Below are 22,328 nucleotides of genomic sequence, written 5' to 3'. Positions count from 1 at the left end.
CTCGCGATCGGAAGGTGGCCCGTAGGACCGGGCCATCTTCCGGCTGCTGACACGTGTCCTCAAGACTAATTTGAGGAGAAATACGTCTCCCATTGCTCCTTTCCCGCCTTGAGCTGGGGTCCGGTGCGATCACGCTTGATCGCAAAAGACTTATCCGCGTCGCAGACGCGACGCTGCTGGATGCCGAGCAAGCCCGGCATGACGGATAACGTGGAGAGCATTGTTATAAACGGGCTTTGTCAGCTGTAGGAGATGGCCAATCTTGCGGGCCATCTCCTGCAAGGTTCAGACCCGGCCGAGAATCCGGTCTGCGGTGCGCAGGGCCTGCGATACCATCATGAAAGTCGGATTTCCGGCGTTGGACGTTTCGATCACGGAATTGTCCGCGACAAATAGGTTGTCGTATCCCCACACCTTGCCGTACCGATCCACGACCGAGGTTCCGTCGTTTTCTGGTCCCATTCGGCAGGATCCCATGAAATGGGTCGATCCGCCGGCGGCATAGAGGCTCGGCGTCCAGCCCGGCTCCATTTCGCCGACATCCGAAGCGATGACGAAATGCTCGGCCAATGCTTGTCCGATACGGACCCGGTCGGCTCGGGTGAAGGCGTATTGCGCCGTGACATGCGGCAGGCCGAAGGGATCCTTGCGCTCCGGGTCGAACACGAAGCGGTTTTCCGGCACCACGTCGATGGCGACGAAGGTGAAGATATCCGAGGTGTCGACCTCGCGGATGCCGGGGGCCAGCCGACCGCCATCCGAACTCAGCGTGAAACGGCAAAGCTGGTTCTGCCACGGCTTGCCCTCGCAGAACGGCACCCAGATCGAATAGACCGGCTCATCATCACGAATGAGATGCCGGATCTCCTCCTTCAAAGTGACGCGCGATCCGATACAGGCATGTTCGTGAATGTAGCGTCCGAGCGCCGGACCGGCCTCGATGGCGGATGCCGCCAGAATCTTCGGTGATCCCACCGTGCCGCCGGCAATCACCACCGTATCGGCATAGACCTCGATGATTTCGGACCGGTTCGTGCGATCCACCGCGCGAAGGCCCGTCGCGCGGTGACCGTCCGACAGAACCTCCTGGACGATGCAATCCGGCATGACAGTGATAGTGTCGGGCACGGGCGCATCGCGGAAGAACAGATCGTCGGACGCGCAGATCTTGAACCGGCCGTCCACACGCCGCGCGGCCACGGGCATCGGCTTGACGTCACGGCCCTGCGGCCGCGCACCGATCGTGCGCTTGACGCGGTCGAGCAGCGTTTCGAACATCGCGCCCTGACCGCCGCCATTGAGGTCGATATGCATGAGGCTGGACGCGCGGGCAAAGTAGGGTTCCCAGTCCGCCGTATCCATCCATGCTGGCAGTTCGCCGCGATCTGGTCTCGGGCAATTGCCCATCCATAAGGCGAACATTCCGCCCGTCGCGTGGCTCACGCGCAGATCCCGGATCTGGCTGACGGGCTCCGCCTCGCCGCTCGGATAGGTCAGCATTTCTCCATAGATAACATCTCCGACGACGGACAGATCGGCCTCGGAGCTATAGACATTGCGCACATGGGTTCCAAGCGGCGAAAAGCGCTGTGGTCCTGCCTCCAGCACGACCACATTGAGGCCGGCCGCCGCCAGTTCGCCGCCCACCGCGGACGCGCCGGCGCCTGAGCCGGCGATCACGACATCGGCATAAATTGTTTTGGTCACTTGCTGTTCTCCACTCGTTATTGACAGGCTGATGTTGCTCTGATATTTCAGTCAAATATCATGATTGTCAATGTGGGACCTCATGATCCAGAGGGAGAAAAAAATGAAAACCTGCTTGAACGCACTCGCCGCCACCCTTGTTTGTGCCACGGCAATCTTCTCATCATTCACGTCAGCAAATGCCGCCGACAGCTGGACTTTCCCGGTTCTGGCGATGGGCCAGCTGCGAGACAGCGCAAAGCTACCCTTCACGGCCAAGAAGGTCGATTATAAGTCGCTTGATTCGAGCGAAGTGACAAAGAAATGGAACCTTTGCTTCCTCGCGCCGCACACCACGAATGAAATTCTGCGCTCTTATCTCTACGGCACTGTCGAAGAGACCAAGCGCCTCGGAGCCAAGCTCACCGTTTTCGATGCCGGCGGCTATGGAAACCTCGACAAGCAGCTGGCCCAGTTCGACGATTGCGTGACGCTCGGCGCCAACGCCATTATGATCATGGCGGTTTCGCCGACCGCCTTCAATCAGAAGATTGCCGAAGCCCGCGCCAAGGGCATCAAGGTGGTGGATGTCAATGTCGGCATCGACGGCCCGGTCGATGGCCGAGCCGTGGTGACCTATATCGAAGTGGGCAAGATCATCGGCGAGGCTCTGGCCGCCAAGCATCCGGCGGGCTCCGGCAAGCAGACCTCTCTCGTTCTACCGGGCCCGGCCGGCGTGTCCTGGTCGGAAGATACTGCCAAGGGTTATCTTGAAGCCATCAAGGGCTCCGACGTGGCGTCCGAGAAGACAATGTATGGCGGATCGAGCCGTCTGGAGCAGCAGCCGCTGGTCGAGGACGGCCTGGTGACCTATCCCAACGTCAACTACATCGTCGGCATCGGCACAGCGATCGAAGCGGTTCTCAATTCCCTGCGGGAGCAGGGTCGCGTCGGTGAAATCGGCCTTTACGGCAGTTTCATCACCCCTGATCTGATCAAGCCCATTGAAAACGGCGAGGTTGCCGGTGTTGTCGTTGAAAACTCTATCATGATCAACAAAATGGCCGTCGACATGACAATCCGTCTGCTTGAAAACAAGGCTGAATACACCGACGCCATCCCGGCCGTGACGCTGGTTGACAAGAGCAATGTCGCCGACGTTCCTGCCGCAAACTTTGCGCCTTCCGACTGGAAAGTTCAGCTTTCCGTCGATTGATCGAAATCCTCCCACGGGAAGGGCGGTCTTCGGATCGGCCTTCCCGGCCCGCATTGAGGAAACAGCAGGAGACAAAAGATGGCGCCGCGTATCGGACCTTTGAAGCGTGAAGATCTTTCGGAATACGAACCGATCTTCAAGGGTATGGTGGATTCCATCGGCTATGTGCCGAACAGCTTCTTCACCATGGCGCGCGACCCGGGAATCCTGAATGCCGTTGGCGCCCTATCGGACGCCATTTGGTATCCGGCGACGGTTGACGAGCCGCTGCGACGGCTGGTGACGTTCGCCTATAGCCATTATGCAGGCTCGTATTACAGTTCGGCACACTGCGCTTGCGGCGCCGAGGAACTCGGCCTTGCGCGCGAGAAAATCATGAACATCTTCGATTACGAGACATCGCCGGTCTATACCGATGCCGAGCGCGCCGTGCTCCGTCTCTGCCGCCATGCTGCCCGCATCCCGGGCGAGGTGACGGACAAGGATGTCGAGGATCTGAAGCAGCACTATAGCGAATCCATCGTCACCTTCATCGTCGGCATGATCTGCTTCATGGCCTTCCTCAACAAGTGGAACGAGATCGCCAAGACCCGGCTGGAGGATATCCCATTCAAATGGGCGTCCGAAAATCTCGGGCCGCTCGGCTGGCATCTCGACCAGGAATAACGGAACAGGAACAGCCCGATGGCGCGCGTAGAGCCCCTGACACCTCAGGATATGCCGGATTTCAAAGGCGTGATCGGTGCCATCGGCAGGGATCACGGCTATGTGCCGAACAGCTTCCTGACGCTCGGGCGCCATCCCGCTCTGCTGGATGCGATGGGTAAATGCGCCGATGCGCTGTGGTATGATGACCGTCTGCCGCAGCCGCTGCGCCGCCTGACGGGTTTTGCGTTCAGCCTGTTTTCAGGTGCGATGTATAGCGCTGCCCATCTGGCCTTCGGCGCCGAACAGCTGGGTCTTGCCCGCGAGAAGCTGCTGTCCGTCCACGACTACGAGACGGCACCTTTCTATTCCGACGGCGAACGGGCGGTGCTGCGGCTCTGTCGCCATGCGGCCCGAATGCCGGGCGAAGTGACGGATGCCGACATGCGGGACATGGAGCGCCATTTCGACGACGGGACGATCCTGCTCATCGTTGGTCTGATTGCATGGCATGCCTTTCTCAATCGCTGGAACGATACGATGGCCACCCGCCTCGAAGACAAGCCGAGGCGGTATGCGCAGGACAATCTACAGCCGGTAGGCTGGACTTTAGGGAAGCACGGATAGACCGTATTCCCGCCAGATGAGCACCGGTAAGAAAAAAAGGGAACGCCGGTGTGCCCCCGCCTTGGCAGGCGGATAAAAACTTGGGAGTAATCAGTGACGACGTCTCATATCAACGACGCGGCAACGGCTGACGTCTATCCGGCCGATGGCGACCGCCCACTGCTTCAGGCGACCGGCGTATCGAAGCGCTTCGGAGCCGTGCAGGCGCTCAGCAAGATGACCTTTGCCCTCAAGCCGGGTGAGGTTCATGTGCTGTTCGGCGAAAACGGCGCGGGCAAATCTACCCTCATCAACATCATCTGCGGCGCGCTGCAGCCCGATGAAGGATCGCTGACGCTCGATGGCCAGCCGGTGCATTTTCGCGATGTGCACGATGCGCGAAAGAATGGCGTGGCGGCCATGTTCCAGGAATTCAGTCTCGCGCCGCAACTGACCGTCGAAGAAAACATTTTTCTTGGTGCGGAGCCGTGCTCTTCCATTTTTCTGAAAGTGGGCGAACGCCGCGCCCGTGTCGCGAAGGCGCTGCGCGAATTCGGCTTCGATATACCGCCGACCGCTATCGTCGCCACACTCTCGCGCGCCTGCCAGCAGATGGTCGAGATGACCAAGGCGCTGCTGACCGAACCGCGCGTCTTGATCCTCGACGAGCCGACCGCTTCGCTCTCCCAGAAGGAAACGGAATCGATGTTCGAACTGGTGCGCGCCCTGCGCGCTAAGGGTGTCGGCATCATCTACATCACCCACCGCATGAAGGAGATCGAGGTCATCGGCGACCGCGTCACGGTCATGCGCGACGGCCGCTTCGTCAAGACGGTAGATGTGAAGTCAACGAGCCAGTCGACGCTGGTGGAACTGATGACGGGCCGATCCTTCGAGCAGTTCTTCCCTGATATTGCGCACGAGCCCGGCGAAGACCTTCTCAACATTGTCGGCCTCACGACGCGGAACGGCCAGATCCGCGACGCGACCCTGCTTGCCCGCGCCGGCGAAGTCGTCGGCATTGCCGGTCTGGTCGGCTGCGGCAAATCGGACATCATTCGCGCCGTTTTCGGCCTGGAGCCGATCAGCGAGGGCGTCGTGCAGGTGCAGGGCGATACTGTCTCGGCCCCATCGCCGCGCGGAATGCTCGACCGAGGCCTGGCCTACATCACCTCCGACCGCCGCAACGAGGGGCTGATGCTGTTGCGTCCGACCTGCGAAAACCTCACCCTGTCTACGGTCGGGCAATCCCTCCTGTCGCGCTTCGGCTGGCTGAAGATCCGCAAGGAACGCAAATTCGCAAAGACGCTGGGCGAGCGCCTGCGCGTGCGTCCGCTCGAACTGGACAAATTCGTCATCAAATATTCCGGCGGAAACCAGCAGAAGATCATGATCGCCAAGGCGATGGCGCGCGATACGCGCATCTTCCTGTTCGACGAACCCACCGTCGGCATCGACGTGTCGGCGCGCGTGGAAGTCTATGGTGTGATCAAGCAACTGGCGGAAGCAGGCGCTGCGGTCGTGATCGTCAGTTCGGATCTCCCCGAAGTGCTGAACCTCAGCCACCGTCTGTTCGTCGTGCGCAATGGCGAGATCGTCGATCAGATGGACAAGGCCGACATTTCCGAGGGGCGCGTTTTGCACGGCTTCTTTGGCACCCGCAATGCCGCATGAACTTCATCGGGCGTCCGCCCATCCAAGACTTTCGCATGAGCTTGCCCATCGACTTATCGCGGCGAGACGTGCGGCAGAGCAGAAAGGGTTTACCATGGCCACCGTTTCCGAAACCGGCGCTCCCAAGCCATCAAACGGATTGCTGAAAGCAGCCTTCGTGCATCTGGGCATCCTGCCCTTCCTGCTCGTCGGCGCAATTCTGTTCTTCGCTCTGCGCGAAGAGCGCTTCCTCTCCTCGATCAACATGTTCAACGTGGCGCGCCAGTCCACGTTTCTGATCATCATCGCCATGGGACAAGCCGTGGTGCTGCTGACGGCGGGTCTCGATCTTTCAGTGGGCGCCGTGGTCGGCTTTGCGGGTGTGGTCACGGGTCTCATCCTGAAGGCGGTGCTTCTTGCGCATCCCGATGCCATGGGCGTGGCGATTACGCTTGCCGTATCGGGCGGCCTGCTGGCCGGAATGGCGGTCGGCCTCGTGAACGGCATCGGCATCGCCTATCTCAACGTTCCCCCCTTTATGATGACGCTCGGCACCATGACCAGCCTCGTCGGCATTGCGCTCAGCATGACGACCGGCCTGCCGGTGACGCAGATCCCCGATGATTTCATGCGCGTGCTTGGCTATGGCCGTATTCTCGGGCTGGCACCCGCCGTGCTGGTGACGCTGTCGCTGTTCGTGCTGATGTGGCTGCTGCTCAACCGCACCACCATCGGCCGTTATTTCTACGCTGTCGGCTCCAACATCCGGGCAGCACAGCTGTCCGGCATCAACACCCGCGGCCAGCTCATCTTCGCCTATCTGCTATCCAGCCTGATGGCGGCGATCACCGGCGTACTGTTCCTTGCCCGCACCGGCTCGGGGGAAGCGCTGAACGGCCAGAGCTACGGCCTGCAAAGTGTCGCGGCCTGCGTCATCGCCGGGGTCTCGCTGTTCGGCGGCACGGGAAAGGTGCGCGACGTGCTTCTGGGCGCCGTCTTCATCACTATCCTCACCAACGGCATGAACCTGATCCGCGTCGAATCCTACGTGCAGCAGATTATCCTTGGCGCAATTCTGATCCTCGCATTGGTCGCCGACCAGCTGCGCACCAAGATGATCGCACGGTAAACCATCAAGAGGGACCCAATGACGACGCCCGAACTTCTCAATCTCGCCGGCCGCATCGGTGTGGCATTCTATTTTCTCTGGTCGGTGCAGTTCAATATCGCCGCGCGCGGCCATCACTATGCCGAGTTCCAGCGCATCGGGCTCGGCGGACCGGGCAAGCTGCTGTTTGCCGCAGGCATCGCTATCTCGTTTCTGGGCAGCCTGCTTCTGCTTTACACGCCTACCGCCTGGATCGGAGCGGCGCTGCTGATCGTCTTCACCTTCGCCTCCGACGCGCTGTTCCATCGCTACTGGACCTACGAGGATCCGGGCGAAGTGGTGATGCATAAGTTTTTCCTGGTCGAGCATATCGCGCTTGCGGGCGGTATTCTGGGCCTCGCCGCAGGCACTCTCTGACGGCATGTTACCCAAGCAGAAAGCTCTCGCGCCGGACAATCGTCCGGCGCCTCAAAAAAGACAGTTTCGCAGTATTGAAATACGTCTGAAATATCATAAGATGATTTCAATTCAGGTGGCCGTCAGGTCGCGAAAATAAACAGAGGGAAAGGCATAAACCATGTCGCGCAAGGGAACCGACTACATCCAGAGTCTGCGGGACGGCCGCGAGATTTTCATCAATGGCGAGCTGATCAAGGACCATGTGGACCATCCCGCGTTCCGCAACGCGGTGCGGTCTGCCGCGTCGCTGTACGATTATCAGGCAGCCAACCAGGAGCAGATGACCTTCACCACGCCGACCGGCCAGCAGGTCAACCGCTCGTGGGAACTGCCCGATACACGCGAAAAGCTGATCAAGCGCGGTCTGGCCGCGCAAGCCTGGGCAGAGCAGAGCTATGGCTGGCTCGGCCGGTCGCCAGACCATGTTCCCGCCGCCATTACCGGCATGATCACCCATATCGACGTGTTCGAGGACTACGACAAGAAGCGCGCCGATGCGCTGCGCGGCTATTACGAATATGCGCGCGACCGCGATCTGGCGATGACCTACACAATCGTCAATCCGCAGGGCGACCGCTCGAAGCTCGCTGGCGAGCATGACGACAAGTATCATAGCCTCGGCGTGGTCGACGAGGATGCCGAAGGCATCACCGTTCGCGGCGCAAAGATGCTGGGCACATCGGCGCCGCTCGCCGAAGAAGTGCTGGTCGGCGTGCAGAACCCGCTGAAGGAAGGCATAGATGATATCTATGCCCTGTCCTTCGCCATGCCGCTGGCCGCCAAGGGCATCAAAATCCTGTCGCGCAAATCCTATGAGCAGTCGGCCCATTCAGAATTCGACAATCCGCTGGCCGCCCGCTTCGACGAGAACGACGCCGTCATCTACTTCGACGACGTGAAAGTGCCGTGGGAACGCGTCTTCATCTACAAGAAGACCTCGATGTGCCGGGCGCAGTTCCACGCCACTGCCGCCGAAATCCTGATGAACACCCAAAGCCAGGCGCGCTACACCGTCAAGCTCAAGTTCCTTGCCGGTCTCGCGCGCCGCATGGCGGAGACCACCGGCGTCATCAACTTCCCCGCCATTCAGGAATCACTCGGCAATCTCGCCTCGCAGGCCATGGTGATCGACGGCATGTTCCGTTCGCTGATCCACGATCCGGCCGAGCGCAACGGCTTCTTCTTTCCGCGCCAGCTTCAGGTCTACACGACGCAGGCCTATAGCCAGGAACTTTATCCGACCTTCATCAACTCCATCCGCAAACTTGCGGGGGGCGGCGTGATCATGCTGCCATCGGGCGTCGAGGATTTCGACAATTCGGAAATGGCAAAACTGATCGGCAAGACACAGTATTCGTCGATTGCAAGCCCCGAAGACCGCGTCAAGGTGATGAAGCTTGCCTGGGATGCGCTGGGCTCCGAGTTCGGCTCGCGCCACACGCAGTATGAGATGTTCTACAACGGCCCGCATTTCGCGGCGCTGATGCGTGTCTTCGGCGCGTTCGACTGGAGCGGGGCGACCGGCATGGTGGATGAACTGCTGGGCAGCTATTCGCGCGCAGATACCAAGGGAGTTGCCGCGGAATGACCTCCCCGTCGCCCTCCCTGCCGATCGACAATTCGCCGCCCGGCTTTCCCGTCGATATCGAACATTTCCGGCAGGGAATGCGAAGGTTGACCGGGGCGGTCAACCTGGTGACGACGGCCCATGACGGGCGGTTGCACGGATTGACCGCCACCGCGGTCTGCTCGCTGTCGGGACAGCCGCCCCGACTTCTGGCCTGCGTCAACGTCGTCGGCAAGACCTTCGAGTACATCCTGCAATCCCGTCGCATGGGCATCAACGTGCTGGCCTACCGGCATTTGGAACTGGCGCGGCGCTTTGCCAACATGACCGATATCGGGCCGGAAAAGCGGTTCTCCGATGCCGAATGGGTCTCGCCGCACTCCGGTGCTCCGGTTCTCGCCGATGCGCTGGTCGCTTTCGACTGCGTCGTCGACGAGATTTTCGTTACGCCGTCGCATGGCGTCATCATCGGGGAGATCAAGCATGTCTGCTTCGGCCCCGAAGGCGAGCCGCTGCTTTATTCCAACGGCAATTTCACGACGGTGCGCAGCGACGCGTAAAGCGTGCTGCATCCCGCAAAGCTGCCCGCGCCCCTACACAACTGAAAGAGTTTAGTGATGAATATTCAGATCCATCCGAAATCCGCCGAAATCCTCGCCTCGCTCGGGCTGAAGGACGTCAACCCAGGCGCCTGCAGCGGCCCAAACGGCTGGTCTTCCATCGATCCAGCAAAGGCATTCGCGTCCATCAATCCATCGACCGAGCAGCCGATCGCCTGCATTTCGCCCGCCACATCGGCCGACATGAAAAAGGCGATCGATACGGCCGCCGAAACCTTCAAGACCTGGCGCATGGTGCCTGCACCCAAGCGCGGCGAGTTGATTGGCCGCATCGGCGAACTGCTTGCACAGCATAAGGATGCACTAGGCGCATTGCTGGCGCTCGAAACCGGCAAGTCGATCACCGAAGGCAAAGGCGAGATCGGCGAAATGGTCGATATGGCCAAGTTCGCCGTCGGCCAGTCGCGTATGCTCTACGGCTTCACCATGCAGTCGCAGCGCAACGAGCACCGCATGTACGATCAGTGGCTGCCGCTCGGCGTCGTCGGCATCATCACCGCCTATAACTTCCCGGCCGCTCCATGGTCGTGGAATGCATTGGTTGCCGCGGTCTGCGGTAACACCGTGGTCTGGAAGCCGAGCCCCAAGGTCGCCTTGCCCGCCATCGCCATCCAGCACCTTTGCAATCAGGCTATGTCGGAACTCGGCTACGAAGGCGTTTTCTCGCTGGTCATTCCGGGCGATGAAAGCATCTCGGAAGAGCTGGTGCGCGACAAGCGCGTCTCGCTGGTCTCGTTCACGGGATCGAGCAAGATCGGTCGCCACGTCTCGAAAATTCTCGCCGAGGATCTCGGTCGCCGCCACTTGATGGAATGCTCCGGCAACAACGGCTGCATCGTCGACGAAAGCGCGGAGCTCGATCTCTGCATCGCCGCCATCACCTTCGGCGCGCTCGGCACCACCGGGCAGCGCTGCACCAGCACACGCCGGCTGATCGTCCACAAATCGCGGACCAAGGAGGTCGTCGAAGGCTTGAAGAAAGCCTACGCCAAGGTCAAGCTCGGCGACCCCTTCGTGCCGGGCAACCTCATCGGCCCGCTGATCGACAAACCGGCCGTTGCCGAATTCGAAAAAGCCATCGCCGACGCCAGGGCGCTTGGGGGCGAGGTGGTCTATGGCGGCAACGTCATGCCGGGCCCCGGCTATTATGTCGAGCCGACCATCATCATGGCGAAAAACGACTGGCCCTGTGTCCAGCATGAGACCTTCGCGCCCATCCTCTATATCATCGAATATGACAGCTTCGATGAAGCGCTGGAGCTGCACAACAGCGTGCCGCAGGGTCTCGCCTCCGGCATCCAGAGCACCAATATCCGCAATATCGAGGCGTTCCTCTCGGCCAAGGGCAGCGATTGCGGCATCGCCAAGGTGAACATGGGCACCACCGGCGCCGATATCGGTGCTGCCTTCGGTGGCGAAAAGGAAACCGGAGGCGGCCGCGCCAGCGGCTCGGAAAGCTGGAAGGCCTATATGCGCCGCCAGAGCGTGGCCATCAACTGGGGTGACGAGACCCCGTGGCGCGCACTTCTCGAAAGCTGATGCCATAGGGCCGGTTGATGGTGCATCGCCGGTCCATTTCTCAAGAGTGATATGTTGAAAAAGGATTGTCCGGTGGGAGCGATGGATCCGGTCACGCGGGCGCGGCTCGGCAAGGTGAATGTCTCGACGCTCACCAACTGCCTGCTGCGGCGCGGTTTGCGAAACCAGTTTCTGCATGGTGTGGCGCCCGTTACACCGGGCCTGCCGAACATGGTCGGCCCTGCGTTTACGCTACGGTTCATACCCTCGCGCGAAGACCTCGACACCATGGCGAACTATCAGCTGGAAACCCATGTCCAGCGCCGCGCGATGGAAGAATGTCCGGAGGGGTTCGTGCTGGTGGTGGACAGCCATGGCGATACGCGCGCCGCCTCTGCCGGCGATCTGCTGATTGGCCGCCTGAAGGCGCGGGGCTGCGCGGGCATCGTGACGGACGGCGGGTACCGCGACCTGCCGGGCATCATGCGCACGGGTTTGCCCGCCTATCAGCGCCAGACGGCATCGCCGGCCACGCCGATTACGCTGCACCCTGCGGATCTCAATCTGCCGATCGGCTGCGCAGGCGTTGCCGTCTATCCCGGCGATATCGTGGTGGGTGATACAGAAGGCGTGGTGGTGATCCCGGCACATCTGGTCGATGAGATCGCGGTCGAGGCCCTATCAACCGTCGAATATGAAGAATTCGCCGAGCATAAGATTGCTGAAGGGCGCTCCATTTACGGCCTGTTTCCGGCAACCGACGAAAGCAGGGCCGAATACGAACTCTGGAAGAAGAACAGGAATTGAGCATGTATGCAGTCGCGGGCGTTTCCGGACAGACAGGGGCGGCCACGGCACGCGCGCTCCTTGCACAGAAGCTTCCTTTGCGCGTCATTGTCAGGGATGCGGGGAAGGGCAAGGTCTGGGCGGACAAGGGGGCAGAGGTCGCCGTCGCAGATATCGACAATGCTGATGCACTGGCAGCGGCACTGAATGGCGCAACATCAGCCTATCTGCTCAACCCGCCGGCCTACGGCGCCGAAAATCCCTTTGATATGGCCGAGCGCCGTGCCGATGTTTTTGCGCGCGCCATTCTCGGTTCTGATGTCGCGAGGGTCGTGGTGCTGTCGTCGATTTCGGCTCATCTGCCGGCTGGTAACGGCATCATCCGTACCAATCACATCCTCGAGAAACGCCTCGGCGACCTCGCAAAGCCGGTGACGTTCCTTCGCCCGGGCTATTTCTTTGAAAACTGGGGGCACGTGCTGGCCCCTGCCCGCGCCGATGGTGTTCTGCCTGGCATGCTGTCGCCGCTTACCAAAGCCGTGCCAATGGTCTGCGTTGCCGATATCGGCGCGCTCGCGGCCAGGTTAATGCAGGAAACCTGGATCGGCCGTCGGATCGTGGAGCTTGCTGGTCCCACCAACACCTCACCGGACACGGCCGCCGCCGTCATTGCCGCAGCGCTCGGAACAGACGTCAAAGCGCTCGCGGTGCCGCGCGAGGCCTGGGCCGGGATCTTCGCAGGCGGTGGCATGAGCCCGCGCACTGTCGAGGCCTTCATCGAGATGTTCGACGGTTTCAACAACGGTACTATCCGCTTCGAGGGTGGCGAGCCGCGTCGCGGGGCGACCACCATGGCAACGGCTGCAAAAGCGTTCGTTGCCGACCATTTGTGATGAGAGCAGAGATCATGTCCATAACCGACAACAAGGCACTGGTCGCCCGCTTTTATGAAGCCTTCAACACAGACAATGCCGATATCTTTCGTACTATCCTGTCACCGGTCTGGACGGACCATCCGGAGGCGCCAGGCCAGATCCCCGGCCCGGAAGGCCTGATCGGCGTCGTCGGCACTTTTCGCAAGGCATTCGAAGGACTGCACATCACCCCCGAACAGGTGGTGGCGGAGGCGGATCATGTGGTGGTGCGCATTCGGCTGGAGGGCCACCACATCAAGGATTTCTACGGGCATGCGCCATCAGGAAAACACGCTGTTTTCCACGGCATGGACATGCATCGTATCGAGAACGGCGCGATTGCTGAAACCTGGCATTTCGAGGACTTCAGCAATCTAATGACATGAGGGCGCAAAAGCGCGGAAAAATCTTGCCAGGGTATTGCCAGTGATCCCGGCAGATGCGGTTCGGCCGTGTTTCAACACGGCGGTCGTGATATGATTTTCGATGAAGACGGTCGGGCGGAGAAGGCCGATGCAACCCAAAGACATAGGCGAACATAGCTGGCATCCCGATTTTGATGCCACCCTTCTGGCACCGGCAGGTGCGAACCGCGTGGTGGTGCTCGAGGCGCGACAACCGGTTCCCGACCATGTCTGGGGAAGCGTCCTGCTTCTCGGTAATTTTGACGGGTTGCACATCGGCCATATGGAACTACTGACGGCCGCACGCCGGCATGCGGCGCTTCTCAAAGCCCCTCTCGGCATCATGAGCTGCGAGCCCCATCCCAAACAGTTCTTCAATCCCAATGCGACGCCTTTCAGGCTCTCCGGAAGCAATGCCAAGCAGTTGATCTGCGCGCGGCTGGGAATCGACCTCCTCTTCATGCCGCGTTTCGATTCGGAGTTCGCCAACCTGTCTGCAGAGGGATTCGCCTCGCAATTGCTTGCAGGGCAACTGGGCGCCAAGGCGGTTGTGGTGGGCGAGGACTTCCATTTCGGCAAAGGGCGCAGAGGTTCGGTCGACGATCTCCGGCTTTTCGGCTTGGCCTGCGAATTCGATGTCATCGTCGTTCCTGATCTGATTGTTCGGGGTGAACGAATTTCCTCAACCCTCGTACGGTCTTGGATAAGTTCGGGTGATCTAGATAAGGCCAATGCCGCGCTGAAAGGTGGCTGGATCACCAAAGCTTTTTCGGACGGGTGCACTAAGCTGATATTTGAGCCGGCGACGATCCTGCCGCCTGCAGGCCAATATTTTGCAGATATCTGGAATATGAAAGGCGATCCGTTGGCTCGTGTGAAGATTTACCTCAGTCTCGAACCCACCGCGATAATCGAAGCTCCTATTACCATCCCGGCCGGGGCCTATCTCGTTTCGGCTTGGAAAAAGCTTAATTGCGACGTCGCTAACAAGGGAACGCATGCTGAGGTAGTGGTTGGCGATCCCGTCCTCGAGTGGTCTCGGTCTCAATACGTCCGTCCAGGACGGATTTAACCTAGCCTGGAAGCTGGCCTCCTTGATCAAAGGATACGCAACCCTCGAGCATCTCGCATCCTATGGCGAGGAGCGCGCTCCGGACGGAAGACAGATCGTCGCGCGGGCACTGCGCCAGCACGCTTGACAACAGAGTGCTAACATCCCGCTTGCCGGAGACGGCCTGCTTCTGCCGCCATGCGATCACACCGTCCGGCCGCACAAGCAGGGCACCGCCCTCCTCGATCTCCCTGATGCGGGCCCAGTAGAAGTACGGGTCAGAGTACTTTCCGGCTCCCACGCGGACGCATCGGAGGTACGGAAGGGCAAGCGCCGCAACCGATTCCTCCCACACCTGCCCAGCGATCCCGGTGACGAGCGTGAACCACGACATCGAGAGTCGATACTCGCTTGCCGTCGGCACCTACCAGCCATGCGTGGGGGATCTTCGCACCCGGGCGAGTGGTCGCCTGGTGATGAAGCTGCTCGTCGCGCGCCCATGGTTCTACGCATAATAACCGGGCCGGAGGTGGCTCTTAGGAGGAGAAGACTAGGATCATGAAATCCTTGTTGTCGGCAGGCTTGTTGCTCGGATCAACGGCGAGCCGATGTGCGTGCCGGGGGACGAGATCGAGGGCGGCGTTAACCAAGATGAGGCGGGCTTTGCTCGCGCGCCATTTGACGGGCCAGGGAGACGAAACGGAACACATGCTGCGAGCGATTGTCGCGGCGGTAATTTAGTGACAATTCCGTGCCGGGATTACTACCCCGATAGGCACGATAGACGACTCCGGGGCGCTGGTTCTGAGACACCGAGAGGGGAACGAGCGAGATTCCAACCCCGACGGAAACCAAACTGATCGCCGTGAGGTAGTCCTGCGCCATGACCTGCGAGGCGGGAATGAAGCCGTCCCTCTTGCAGACATCGATGATGAAATCGGCGAAGCTCGGCCGGGGCCGCCGAGGGTAGAGAATGAACGTCTCCCCCTTCAAATCGGCAAGGACGTGCTCGCCTTCCGCAAACGTATCGGGGAGCGCGAGGATCAGCGGTTCCCTTCCAAGCGATTCCGATTTCACTTCCGGATCCTCGATAGAGGGCCGGGCGACCGCAATGTCGATTTCGCGCTGGATGAGCGCTCGTTTGAGATCAGCGTTATTCATGGCCGAAAGCGCCAACTCGATCGCGGGATTGGCTGTGCGAAAGGCCCGAATGATGTTGGGCAGCAATCCGTAGGTCGCCGTGCCGACAAAGGCGATCCGCAATCGACCCGCGACACCTTGGCCGATCCTCATGACCTCGCGCTCGGTCTGGTCGACGCGTTCGAGGATTTCCTTCGCCCGCTCCAGCAGAAGCTCTCCTGCCTGGGTGAGGCGAATCTGGCTGCGACTGCGATCGAACAAGACCGCGCCGATCTCCTTCTCAAGCTGTGCTATCTGCCGGCTTAGAGGCGGCTGAGCGATCCCCAACCGCGTCGAAGCGCGGCCGAAGTGCAGTTCCTCCGCCACAGCAAGAAAATAACTCAGTCGTTTGAAGTCCATCGCTTCTTTAGGTTTCCGTCAGTTCTGCAGTCGAAGCTGCCATGTGCTTCATGGCCCTCATGAAATAGGGCTTGAAGGCTTTCGGGTTCTCGCTCATCGGAAAATGACCGAGGTCCTTCATGATCGCAAGGGTCGCGCCCTGAATTGCCTTCGCCGTGCGGCGTGCGTCCTCCGGCGTGCAGGTCATATCATATTCACCGCACATGATATGAACGGGGGTTTTCGTCGTATCGATTGCGCCAAGCCGTGCAATTAGACTGTCGTCCTGGGTGTAAAAGCTCAGGTCACCGCGGAACACACCCGGGCCGGATTGCATGAACATCCACTGCGTGTTCCAGCGTTCTGGTTTCGGTGCCTGCGGGGCTATGTTGGCAGACACCAGTGCGGCCCCCATTTCGCCGCCATGCGCGTCCGGCCGGTGGAACCAATCGATGTCGTACCAAGCGGGTTGGAAATCGGACGCCTCGATGGCTATGAAGCCGGAAAAGCGGTCGGGGTAAAGCGCCGCCAGTTGCAAAGCGATCCGCCCACCCATCGAGCAGCCGGCGAGCAACGGCCTGTCGAGCTTCAGCGCGACGCAGAGGGAGAGAATGGCGTCGATATAGGCTTCGGTGGTGAGGAGATATTCTGCAGTTTCAAACCCCTCGGGCGGCAATGACTTGCCATGCCAAGGCATGTCAAAGCTGATGTAGCGGTGTTCATTCGTGAAGTCGGGATCATTCAGCACGAAACGCCACTGGCGCGTATCGGCACCCGCTGTATGCAGACAGAGTACCGGCCTGCCTTGGCCTGCTTCTTCGAAATATATGCGGTGGGCAACGCCGTTGATAGCGAGATTGACGTAGCGGCCGAGGATTGCCTCAATATGTTCTGTCATGGATTCGCCTCCTGACGTCCGAGCGCCATGAACTCTTTGAAATAGCGCAGGTTCTTGACCAAGGTCAGAATATCGCCATCAATGCGGCCGTAACCGTATTTCACAAGGCCGAAAATATCGTGATAGCCGGGACGCGGTAGGGGTTGCCAGAACTCCCAGAGCGCCTGGCCCTGAGCGCGCAAGGCAAACCGCCAAGGCAGCTTCTTGCTCGGCCCCTCCTTGATCTCGGCTACCCTGCCCTTGTCGAAGGCGAGATAAAATTCATTCCCGTCGATGTCGATCAGGACCGTTTCGTTGAACAGCCGTCCCATGCGCACGATATAGGGCATGCGGTCGAGAGCGACCGCCATGTCTTCCAGCCTCTGGCGGGCCTGCTGCCGGTTGATACTCATGGCACCTCTCACTTCCTGCGCGCCATAGCACGCACCTTATCTTCATCCAGCGCAATTCCCAAACCCGGGCCTTGCGGCAGCCGGATCTCGAATTCCTCGAAGATCAGCGGTTCTTCAACCAGATCATCGACCAGAATGCGGGGGCCGAAATGCTCGCTGCCCCATTCCAGTTTTGGCAGGGTGGAAAACACCGCCATATGCGCCGCCGCGCCGATACTGCTCTCGAGCAGGCAGCCACCATAAAGCTCTATACCGAATGACTGAGCCACGCCGGCGGCGCGCTTGAGCTCCAGAAGCCCTCCGCTCTTCACCAGCTTGAGCGAATAGACGCTGCCGCAGCCAATGGCCGCAACGCTTGCTAGTTCTTCCTTGGTAAAGGCGGCTTCATCAATCAGAAGAGGGATGCGGGTGCGGGCAGCGATACGGGCCATGGCTTCCCGCTGACTGGCCGGGACAGGCTGTTCGATCAGCGCGATATCCAGTTCGTCGAGAGCCGGAAACAGACGGATACATTGCGCTTCACTCCATGCCTGGTTGACATCGACGATAAGCTTTACGTCATCGCCCAGGCCGTTTCGTAGCTGCTGCAAACGCTTGATATCGGTTTCCGGCGTGTTGAAGCCTAGCTTGATCTTGAATTCCTTGTGCTGACGCAGGCGAAGCTTTTCGCGCGCCTCCTCAAGCTCCTGAACCGGATCTCCTGACGCCAGCGCCCAGATCACGCCGATACGGTCGCGCACCGCGCCGCCCAGAAGGGCACTCGCAGGCAGGCCCAGGGAGTGTCCGACGCCATCGAAAAGCGCGGATTCGACCGCAGCCTTTGCGGAAAAGTTGCGCGTTGCGGCCTTGCCCATCCGCACCGCGTTGGCCTCGAAGTGTATGGCCGGCTGGCCGATCAGGACCGGAGCCAGATAATGGGTGATGGCCGCCCATATCGATTCCACGCTTTCCTCTGCCCAGCGGGGGCCGCCAAGCGTCGAGGCCTCGCCCACGCCCACCACACCGTTCTCGAGCTGCACACGCACCAGAACGAACCCCTGATAGGCGATCTCTGTATTCGAGAGCTTGTGCTGACGCACGGTCGGTGCTTCGATGATCGTCGCCGTCACAGAGCGGATCAGCGTGTCGTGCAGAAGATCCGGTGCGCGATCATGGGGGACAACGGTCTCTGTGAAAGCGAGCGTCATGTCTACATTACCTGTCAAAAACGAGCCCCCGCCCGACCGGGGAAAGATCGAACGGGGTTTTCTATCATTCCGCAGCGATTGCCGTCTGGCCTGCGAGAGGCTTGAGCTTGAAATCGAACTGCATGACCAGGTCGGTGTCTGAGCCCGCCGGAGTCTGGTTCATCTTACCGATCAGGCTTTCCTTGACGGCAAAGACCGAGTCGTGGTCGAGATATTGGGTATCGGCATCGTAGATCTGCGATACGAGCCCCTGATAGCCATCCTTCTGGATCATGAAGTGGATATGGCCGGGCCGCCACGGATGATGACCCATGTAATTGAGCAACTCGCCGGCAGCGCCATCATATGGGATTGGATAAGGTGCCGGCCGAATGCCGACAAAACTGTATTCGCCGTTCGCGTCGGTCATGAAGCGGCCGCGCAGGTTGTAATCCGGCTGGTCGGGATCCTGCTGTTCGTAAAGACCGTTTGGCGCATCTTCCCAGACATCGATGATCGCGTCGGAAATGGGCTGGCCTGTCGTATCGCGGATCGTGCCATTGACCCGTACTGTCTGGCTGCCCTCAAAATGCTTCTGGATGATGGAAGCGCCCTTGGGCAGAATGGGCGGATTTTCGCGATAGAACGGGCCGAGGACGGTGGATTCGCTCTCGCCATCGGTCACCTTGTGGTCGAGCATGTCAACGAGAACTTCCACGCCAAGAATATCGGACAGCAGGATGAACTCGTTGCGGGCGTCATCAGAAATGTGCCCGGCGCGAACCAGGAACTGACAAGCAGCGATGAGTTCCGCATGTGTGATCTTCGCTTCGATGCAGAATGAATGGATATGGCGGATGAGGCTCGTCAGGATCTCCCGGTTACGAGCGGGAATATCCACCGACAATGCCGCGATCACGACATCGGATATGTTCTGCTGGGTGACGTTTCGCATTTTCTCCTCCTTGGATGCGTCTCGTTGTATTTGCGGACCGATGAGGAGATCTCACCACATCAGCTCTGTTTCGAATTGCAGCATACTGGCCGGCGCACGCCGGGTGTCCTCGATCTCCCCGAACTTGCCCTTGAAAAACAGCAACGGTTGCGGCTCCGGAGCTTGGACGAGCGTAGTCACGCGACCCAGAAATATCGTATGATCGCCGGCCAGAATCTCGTCGTGGACCTCGGCGACAAAGGTCGCCAGGGCGCCTCGAACAACCGGCAGACCGCCAATGGTCTCGAAGAGATTCCGCAGGTTGTCGTTCGGCTTTCCCGCAAAATGCCAGGCGATCGGATCCATGCCGGAGGCAAGCACGCTGACTGCAAACCTTCCGGCACGCTGTATCTTGCCCAGCATCTTTGCCTTCTCGGCAATGGAAATGGCTATAAGCGGCGGATCGAGCGAAACGGACATGAAGGCGTTTGCCGTCATGCCGTGATCGTGCCCGTCGCAAAGTGTGGTGATGACATTGACACCCGTGGCGAAAGCGCCGCACGCGTCGCGGAAGGCTCGAGGCTCAACATCAGACATGGTAGTCACCATTGGTTAGAGGAGAATTCGCCGACGGACATCTATCGAACCGAATGCCAGGCCACCCCTCAAGGCTGGCGGCCTCGTTCGACCGGCCGGCCGCCTTGAGTGCGCGGATCCGGCTGCTGGAGACGATTTCGCCTGCCTCGCAACGTACGGCCGGCAAGATGCGCGTGTCGAAGTAACGCGCCAGCATCTCGCTATTTCCGCGCTTGCAGGAACCGAAGCGGAAATCTTCGCCAACCCAGATCATGTGCGGGTTGAACGCGCCAATCTCTCTGATGAAATCCTCCGCCGTGCGTGCCCGATAGGCCGTATCGAAAGGCGCGACGACGATATGATCGGGTGCGAGCGCCGACATCCGGGCAAGCTTGTCGCCAATTTCGGTCAGCGGCTGGGCGCCGGCCAGCAGGGCCTTTGGCGGCGGATCAAACGTATAGACGACAGAGGGGAGACCAAGCCTGCGGGCGTGACGTACGGCAGTGCCGATCAGCTCTTGATGACCGCGATGGACACCATCGAACGCACCAATCGTCAGAACGCAGCCCGACAGTTTCAAAGTGTCCTGCCGATGGATCGAAGCGGGGAATTCAAGATGCTGCTGCATGATCTCCTCCAATGCGATCGCTGCTGAGCGCAGCCCTGAAAAATGGGCACTCAAGCGTCGATCTTGCTGGATGCTACCGCTGGATATGGGTCATGGCGATACCCGATCCGGTATCGCATGATACCTATCATTCGAGCCTATTCCGACGCATGATTCTGACGAAACGGGAAGCGTCAGGAGTGCGCTCCCCCGAGGTCAATTACCGGCTTGCAGATATCTTGGCCGGGCAAACGGAGGAGTGAAACGACATGCACAACATGGCTGCCAAGCGGAGTCCTGACCATCAGGAAACGACCGACGCCTATACAGGCGCGGAATTCCTGGAAAGCATCCAGGACGGCCGCGAGATCTATATCTACGGCGAACGCGTGAAAAACGTCACCGAGCATCCGGCCTTCCGGAATTCGGCCCGCATGGTCGCCCGCTGGTACGACCGTTTCCATGAGAAGAAGAACGAAATCGGCGTGTTGACCGATACGGGTTCGGGCAAGCTCACCCACCCCTTCTTCCTCGGCTCCAAGACGACGGAAGATCTTGTGAAATCGCGCGATGCCATCGCCGAACTGCAAAAGGTTTCTTATGGCTGGATGGGGCGTTCGCCGGACTACAAGGCATCCTTCCTCGGCACCCTGGGCGCAAACTCCGCTTTCTACGGGGAATATGCCGAAAATGCCCGCAGATGGTATGGCCAGACGCAGGAACGTCTCGACTACTGGAACCACGCCATCGTCAATCCGCCCATCGACCGTGACCGCCCCATTGAGGAAGTCCGCGACGTCTTCATGCATGTTGAAAAGGAAACGGATGCGGGTCTGATCGTCTCGGGTGCCAAAGTGGTGGCCACGGGGTCGGCGCTTACCCATTACAACTTCATCGCCCATTACGGCATCCCGATCAAGGACAAGTCCTTCGCGCTGATCTTCACGGCACCGATGGACTCGCCCGGCATCAAGCTGATTGCGCGCTCGTCCTATGAGTTCAATGCCGCCGCGACCGGTTCCCCGTTCGACTATCCGCTTTCCAGCCGCCTCGACGAAAACGATTCCATTCTGGTCTTCGACAAGGTCCTCGTGCCTTGGGAAAACATCTTCGTCTATGGCGATGTCGACAAGATCAACCAGTTCTTCCCGGCATCCGGCTTTATTCCGCGCTTCACCCTGCACGGTCTTACGCGTCTTTCCGTCAAACTGGACTTCATCGCCGGCCTCTTCTCGATGGCAGTGGAGGCGACTGGTTCGAAGGATTTCCGCGGCGTGCAGGCGGGTGTCGGTGAAGTAATTGCTTGGCGCAACACGTTCCACGCGCTGAGCGATGCAATGGTCAAGTCGCCCGTTCCCTGGCAGGGCACCGACGGCTACAACCTGCCCAACTTGAATGCCGGCCTCGCCTATCGCGTGCTCGCGCCCCAGGCCTATCCGCGGATCAAGGAACTTATAGAGCGCCATGTTGCCAGCGGTCTAATCTATCTGCCGTCCAGCGCCGCAGACTTCGAAAGCGAGGCCGTTCGCCCCTATCTCGACCGCTTCGTCCGTGGGTCGAACGGCTATGCAGCACTCGACCGCGTCAAGCTCCTCAAGCTTCTTTGGGACGCAATCGGTACGGAATTCGGCGGCCGCCACGAACTCTACGAGCGAAATTACGCCGGCAACTACGAAAATCTCCGTATTGAGACCCTGGGAGCTGCCACCGCCACCGGCGATCTCGCGGCCATGCAGTCGATGGTAAAGGATTGCATGAGCGAATACGACTTGTCCGGCTGGACAAGCGGTGACCTCGTCAATCCCGACGATATCAGCCTTGTCGGCCGCCGCATGACGCAGAGCTGAGCCACGGCGGAGCGGTCACCGCCCGCAGACTCGAGGCGATACGCGGTGCCATAAAGCCGGTCGGCGAACAATGATGTTCGCCACCGGCGCAGGCATGTGCGTGACTTAGAACGCCGGGCTAATACCTGCAGTCGGGCGCAACGGAGGAAGAAGCGAG

Annotated in this window: 22 protein-coding genes and 2 pseudogenes; 15 read left to right on the top strand and 9 right to left on the bottom strand. The window is 59.9% G+C overall.

Annotated features, from left to right (window positions below; all coding sequences use genetic code 11):
• Nucleotides 1-285: 285 nt before the first annotated feature.
• Nucleotides 286-1,707, bottom strand: coding sequence for a GMC oxidoreductase (locus ACR9ZQ_RS01615; protein ID WP_481426678.1), 1,422 nt, complete (start codon nucleotides 1,705-1,707; stop codon nucleotides 286-288).
• Nucleotides 1,708-1,810: 103 nt separating this feature from the next.
• Here ACR9ZQ_RS01615 and ACR9ZQ_RS01610 point away from each other — a divergent pair, with 103 nt between their 5' ends.
• From ACR9ZQ_RS01610 to ACR9ZQ_RS01545, 14 genes and pseudogenes are all read left to right on the top strand, one after another.
• A complete protein-coding gene (locus ACR9ZQ_RS01610) occupies nucleotides 1,811-2,902 on the top strand; it encodes a TMAO reductase system protein TorT (RefSeq protein ID WP_481426677.1) in 1,092 nt (363 codons plus the stop codon).
• A gap of 78 nt (nucleotides 2,903-2,980) precedes the next feature.
• On the top strand, nucleotides 2,981-3,568 hold the full coding sequence (locus ACR9ZQ_RS01605) for a carboxymuconolactone decarboxylase family protein (RefSeq protein ID WP_481408023.1): 588 nt from the start codon (nucleotides 2,981-2,983) through the stop codon (nucleotides 3,566-3,568).
• Between the two features lie 18 nt (nucleotides 3,569-3,586).
• A complete protein-coding gene (locus ACR9ZQ_RS01600; RefSeq protein ID WP_113319485.1) occupies nucleotides 3,587-4,174 on the top strand; it encodes a carboxymuconolactone decarboxylase family protein in 588 nt (195 codons plus the stop codon).
• A gap of 93 nt (nucleotides 4,175-4,267) precedes the next feature.
• Nucleotides 4,268-5,827, top strand: a complete 1,560-nt coding sequence (locus ACR9ZQ_RS01595; RefSeq protein WP_481426676.1) for a sugar ABC transporter ATP-binding protein — start codon at nucleotides 4,268-4,270, stop codon at nucleotides 5,825-5,827.
• 94 nt (nucleotides 5,828-5,921) lie between these two features.
• Nucleotides 5,922-6,935: an ABC transporter permease gene (locus ACR9ZQ_RS01590; RefSeq protein WP_162747884.1), complete on the top strand. Its 1,014-nt coding sequence runs from the start codon at nucleotides 5,922-5,924 to the stop codon at nucleotides 6,933-6,935.
• A gap of 18 nt (nucleotides 6,936-6,953) precedes the next feature.
• Nucleotides 6,954-7,331, top strand: coding sequence for a hypothetical protein (locus tag ACR9ZQ_RS01585; protein WP_481426675.1), 378 nt, complete (start codon nucleotides 6,954-6,956; stop codon nucleotides 7,329-7,331).
• 160 nt (nucleotides 7,332-7,491) lie between these two features.
• Nucleotides 7,492-8,961 carry a 4-hydroxyphenylacetate 3-hydroxylase family protein gene (locus ACR9ZQ_RS01580; protein WP_481426674.1) on the top strand — a complete coding sequence of 490 codons (1,470 nt, stop codon included), beginning with the start codon at nucleotides 7,492-7,494 and terminating at the stop codon, nucleotides 8,959-8,961.
• Complete coding sequence (locus tag ACR9ZQ_RS01575; RefSeq protein ID WP_113319481.1) at nucleotides 8,958-9,500, top strand: flavin reductase family protein; 543 nt, start codon at nucleotides 8,958-8,960, stop codon at nucleotides 9,498-9,500. Before ACR9ZQ_RS01580 ends, ACR9ZQ_RS01575 begins: the two co-directional genes overlap by 4 nt.
• Before the next feature lie 57 nt (nucleotides 9,501-9,557).
• On the top strand, nucleotides 9,558-11,099 hold the full coding sequence (locus tag ACR9ZQ_RS01570; RefSeq protein WP_481426673.1) for an aldehyde dehydrogenase family protein: 1,542 nt from the start codon (nucleotides 9,558-9,560) through the stop codon (nucleotides 11,097-11,099).
• An 81-nt stretch (nucleotides 11,100-11,180) separates the two neighbouring features.
• Entirely contained in the window at nucleotides 11,181-11,885 is a 705-nt protein-coding gene (locus ACR9ZQ_RS01565) for a ribonuclease activity regulator RraA (protein ID WP_113319479.1), read from the top strand.
• Nucleotides 11,886-11,887: 2 nt separating this feature from the next.
• Entirely contained in the window at nucleotides 11,888-12,757 is an 870-nt protein-coding gene (locus ACR9ZQ_RS01560) for an NmrA family NAD(P)-binding protein (protein ID WP_481426672.1), read from the top strand.
• Nucleotides 12,758-12,771: 14 nt separating this feature from the next.
• Complete coding sequence (locus tag ACR9ZQ_RS01555) at nucleotides 12,772-13,164, top strand: ester cyclase (RefSeq protein WP_481426671.1); 393 nt, start codon at nucleotides 12,772-12,774, stop codon at nucleotides 13,162-13,164.
• Between the two features lie 100 nt (nucleotides 13,165-13,264).
• Nucleotides 13,265-14,254 carry a hypothetical protein gene (locus tag ACR9ZQ_RS01550; protein ID WP_481426670.1) on the top strand — a complete coding sequence of 330 codons (990 nt, stop codon included), beginning with the start codon at nucleotides 13,265-13,267 and terminating at the stop codon, nucleotides 14,252-14,254.
• Nucleotides 14,205-14,363 (top strand): annotated as a pseudogene (locus ACR9ZQ_RS01545) (FAD-dependent monooxygenase); the annotation flags it as partial. The gene ACR9ZQ_RS01550 and the pseudogene ACR9ZQ_RS01545, both read left to right, overlap by 50 nt.
• An 18-nt stretch (nucleotides 14,364-14,381) precedes the next feature.
• On the opposite strand, the pseudogene ACR9ZQ_RS01540 reads toward ACR9ZQ_RS01545, so the two are convergent.
• The 8 genes and pseudogenes from ACR9ZQ_RS01540 to ACR9ZQ_RS01505 all read right to left on the bottom strand — a co-directional run.
• Nucleotides 14,382-14,627: pseudogene (locus ACR9ZQ_RS01540) on the bottom strand (aromatic-ring hydroxylase C-terminal domain-containing protein); the annotation flags it as partial.
• 248 nt (nucleotides 14,628-14,875) lie between these two features.
• Nucleotides 14,876-15,772 carry a LysR family transcriptional regulator gene (locus ACR9ZQ_RS01535; RefSeq protein WP_113319475.1) on the bottom strand — a complete coding sequence of 299 codons (897 nt, stop codon included), beginning with the start codon at nucleotides 15,770-15,772 and terminating at the stop codon, nucleotides 14,876-14,878.
• Between the two features lie 7 nt (nucleotides 15,773-15,779).
• Entirely contained in the window at nucleotides 15,780-16,649 is an 870-nt protein-coding gene (locus ACR9ZQ_RS01530; protein WP_113319474.1) for an alpha/beta fold hydrolase, read from the bottom strand.
• The gene (locus ACR9ZQ_RS01525) at nucleotides 16,646-17,041 is read right to left on the bottom strand and encodes a hypothetical protein (RefSeq protein WP_481426669.1); all 396 of its coding nucleotides are present in this window, start codon (nucleotides 17,039-17,041) and stop codon (nucleotides 16,646-16,648) included. Before ACR9ZQ_RS01525 ends, ACR9ZQ_RS01530 begins: the two co-directional genes overlap by 4 nt.
• Before the next feature lie 8 nt (nucleotides 17,042-17,049).
• Entirely contained in the window at nucleotides 17,050-18,228 is a 1,179-nt protein-coding gene (locus ACR9ZQ_RS01520; protein ID WP_481426668.1) for a muconate/chloromuconate family cycloisomerase, read from the bottom strand.
• Between the two features lie 64 nt (nucleotides 18,229-18,292).
• Nucleotides 18,293-19,162 (bottom strand): dioxygenase family protein, encoded by an 870-nt coding sequence (locus ACR9ZQ_RS01515; protein WP_481426667.1) that lies wholly within the window; start codon nucleotides 19,160-19,162, stop codon nucleotides 18,293-18,295.
• Nucleotides 19,163-19,213: 51 nt separating this feature from the next.
• Entirely contained in the window at nucleotides 19,214-19,738 is a 525-nt protein-coding gene (locus ACR9ZQ_RS01510; protein ID WP_481426666.1) for a flavin reductase family protein, read from the bottom strand.
• Nucleotides 19,731-20,345: an FAD synthetase gene (locus ACR9ZQ_RS01505; protein WP_481426665.1), complete on the bottom strand. Its 615-nt coding sequence runs from the start codon at nucleotides 20,343-20,345 to the stop codon at nucleotides 19,731-19,733. The genes ACR9ZQ_RS01510 and ACR9ZQ_RS01505 overlap by 8 nt, the downstream gene beginning before the upstream one ends.
• Before the next feature lie 248 nt (nucleotides 20,346-20,593).
• Between ACR9ZQ_RS01505 and ACR9ZQ_RS01500 the strand changes: the two genes are divergently transcribed.
• Nucleotides 20,594-22,171, top strand: a complete 1,578-nt coding sequence (locus ACR9ZQ_RS01500; RefSeq protein WP_481426664.1) for a 4-hydroxyphenylacetate 3-hydroxylase N-terminal domain-containing protein — start codon at nucleotides 20,594-20,596, stop codon at nucleotides 22,169-22,171.
• Nucleotides 22,172-22,328 lie beyond the last annotated feature (157 nt).

Source organism: Rhizobium sp. KNZ14-9A (genome assembly GCF_056755015.1).
This window is presented reverse-complemented; position numbering and strand designations above follow the sequence as displayed.

Bases quoted from the DNA above. Each gene is read 5' to 3' on its own strand.
- ACR9ZQ_RS01610 (WP_481426677.1), top strand. From the start codon at position 1,811: ATGAAAACCTGCTTGAACGCACTCGCCGCCACCCTTGTTTGTGCCACG.
- ACR9ZQ_RS01605 (WP_481408023.1), top strand. From the start codon at position 2,981: ATGGCGCCGCGTATCGGACCTTTGAAGCGTGAAGATCTTTCGGAATAC.
- ACR9ZQ_RS01600 (WP_113319485.1), top strand. From the start codon at position 3,587: ATGGCGCGCGTAGAGCCCCTGACACCTCAGGATATGCCGGATTTCAAA.
- ACR9ZQ_RS01590 (WP_162747884.1), top strand. From the start codon at position 5,922: ATGGCCACCGTTTCCGAAACCGGCGCTCCCAAGCCATCAAACGGATTG.
- ACR9ZQ_RS01585 (WP_481426675.1), top strand. From the start codon at position 6,954: ATGACGACGCCCGAACTTCTCAATCTCGCCGGCCGCATCGGTGTGGCA.
- ACR9ZQ_RS01580 (WP_481426674.1), top strand. From the start codon at position 7,492: ATGTCGCGCAAGGGAACCGACTACATCCAGAGTCTGCGGGACGGCCGC.
- ACR9ZQ_RS01575 (WP_113319481.1), top strand. From the start codon at position 8,958: ATGACCTCCCCGTCGCCCTCCCTGCCGATCGACAATTCGCCGCCCGGC.
- ACR9ZQ_RS01570 (WP_481426673.1), top strand. From the start codon at position 9,558: ATGAATATTCAGATCCATCCGAAATCCGCCGAAATCCTCGCCTCGCTC.
- ACR9ZQ_RS01565 (WP_113319479.1), top strand. From the start codon at position 11,181: ATGGATCCGGTCACGCGGGCGCGGCTCGGCAAGGTGAATGTCTCGACG.
- ACR9ZQ_RS01560 (WP_481426672.1), top strand. From the start codon at position 11,888: ATGTATGCAGTCGCGGGCGTTTCCGGACAGACAGGGGCGGCCACGGCA.
- ACR9ZQ_RS01555 (WP_481426671.1), top strand. From the start codon at position 12,772: ATGTCCATAACCGACAACAAGGCACTGGTCGCCCGCTTTTATGAAGCC.
- ACR9ZQ_RS01550 (WP_481426670.1), top strand. From the start codon at position 13,265: ATGAAGACGGTCGGGCGGAGAAGGCCGATGCAACCCAAAGACATAGGC.
- ACR9ZQ_RS01535 (WP_113319475.1), bottom strand. From the start codon at position 15,772: ATGGACTTCAAACGACTGAGTTATTTTCTTGCTGTGGCGGAGGAACTG.
- ACR9ZQ_RS01530 (WP_113319474.1), bottom strand. From the start codon at position 16,649: ATGACAGAACATATTGAGGCAATCCTCGGCCGCTACGTCAATCTCGCT.
- ACR9ZQ_RS01525 (WP_481426669.1), bottom strand. From the start codon at position 17,041: ATGAGTATCAACCGGCAGCAGGCCCGCCAGAGGCTGGAAGACATGGCG.
- ACR9ZQ_RS01520 (WP_481426668.1), bottom strand. From the start codon at position 18,228: ATGACGCTCGCTTTCACAGAGACCGTTGTCCCCCATGATCGCGCACCG.
- ACR9ZQ_RS01515 (WP_481426667.1), bottom strand. From the start codon at position 19,162: ATGCGAAACGTCACCCAGCAGAACATATCCGATGTCGTGATCGCGGCA.
- ACR9ZQ_RS01510 (WP_481426666.1), bottom strand. From the start codon at position 19,738: ATGTCTGATGTTGAGCCTCGAGCCTTCCGCGACGCGTGCGGCGCTTTC.
- ACR9ZQ_RS01505 (WP_481426665.1), bottom strand. From the start codon at position 20,345: ATGCAGCAGCATCTTGAATTCCCCGCTTCGATCCATCGGCAGGACACT.
- ACR9ZQ_RS01500 (WP_481426664.1), top strand. From the start codon at position 20,594: ATGCACAACATGGCTGCCAAGCGGAGTCCTGACCATCAGGAAACGACC.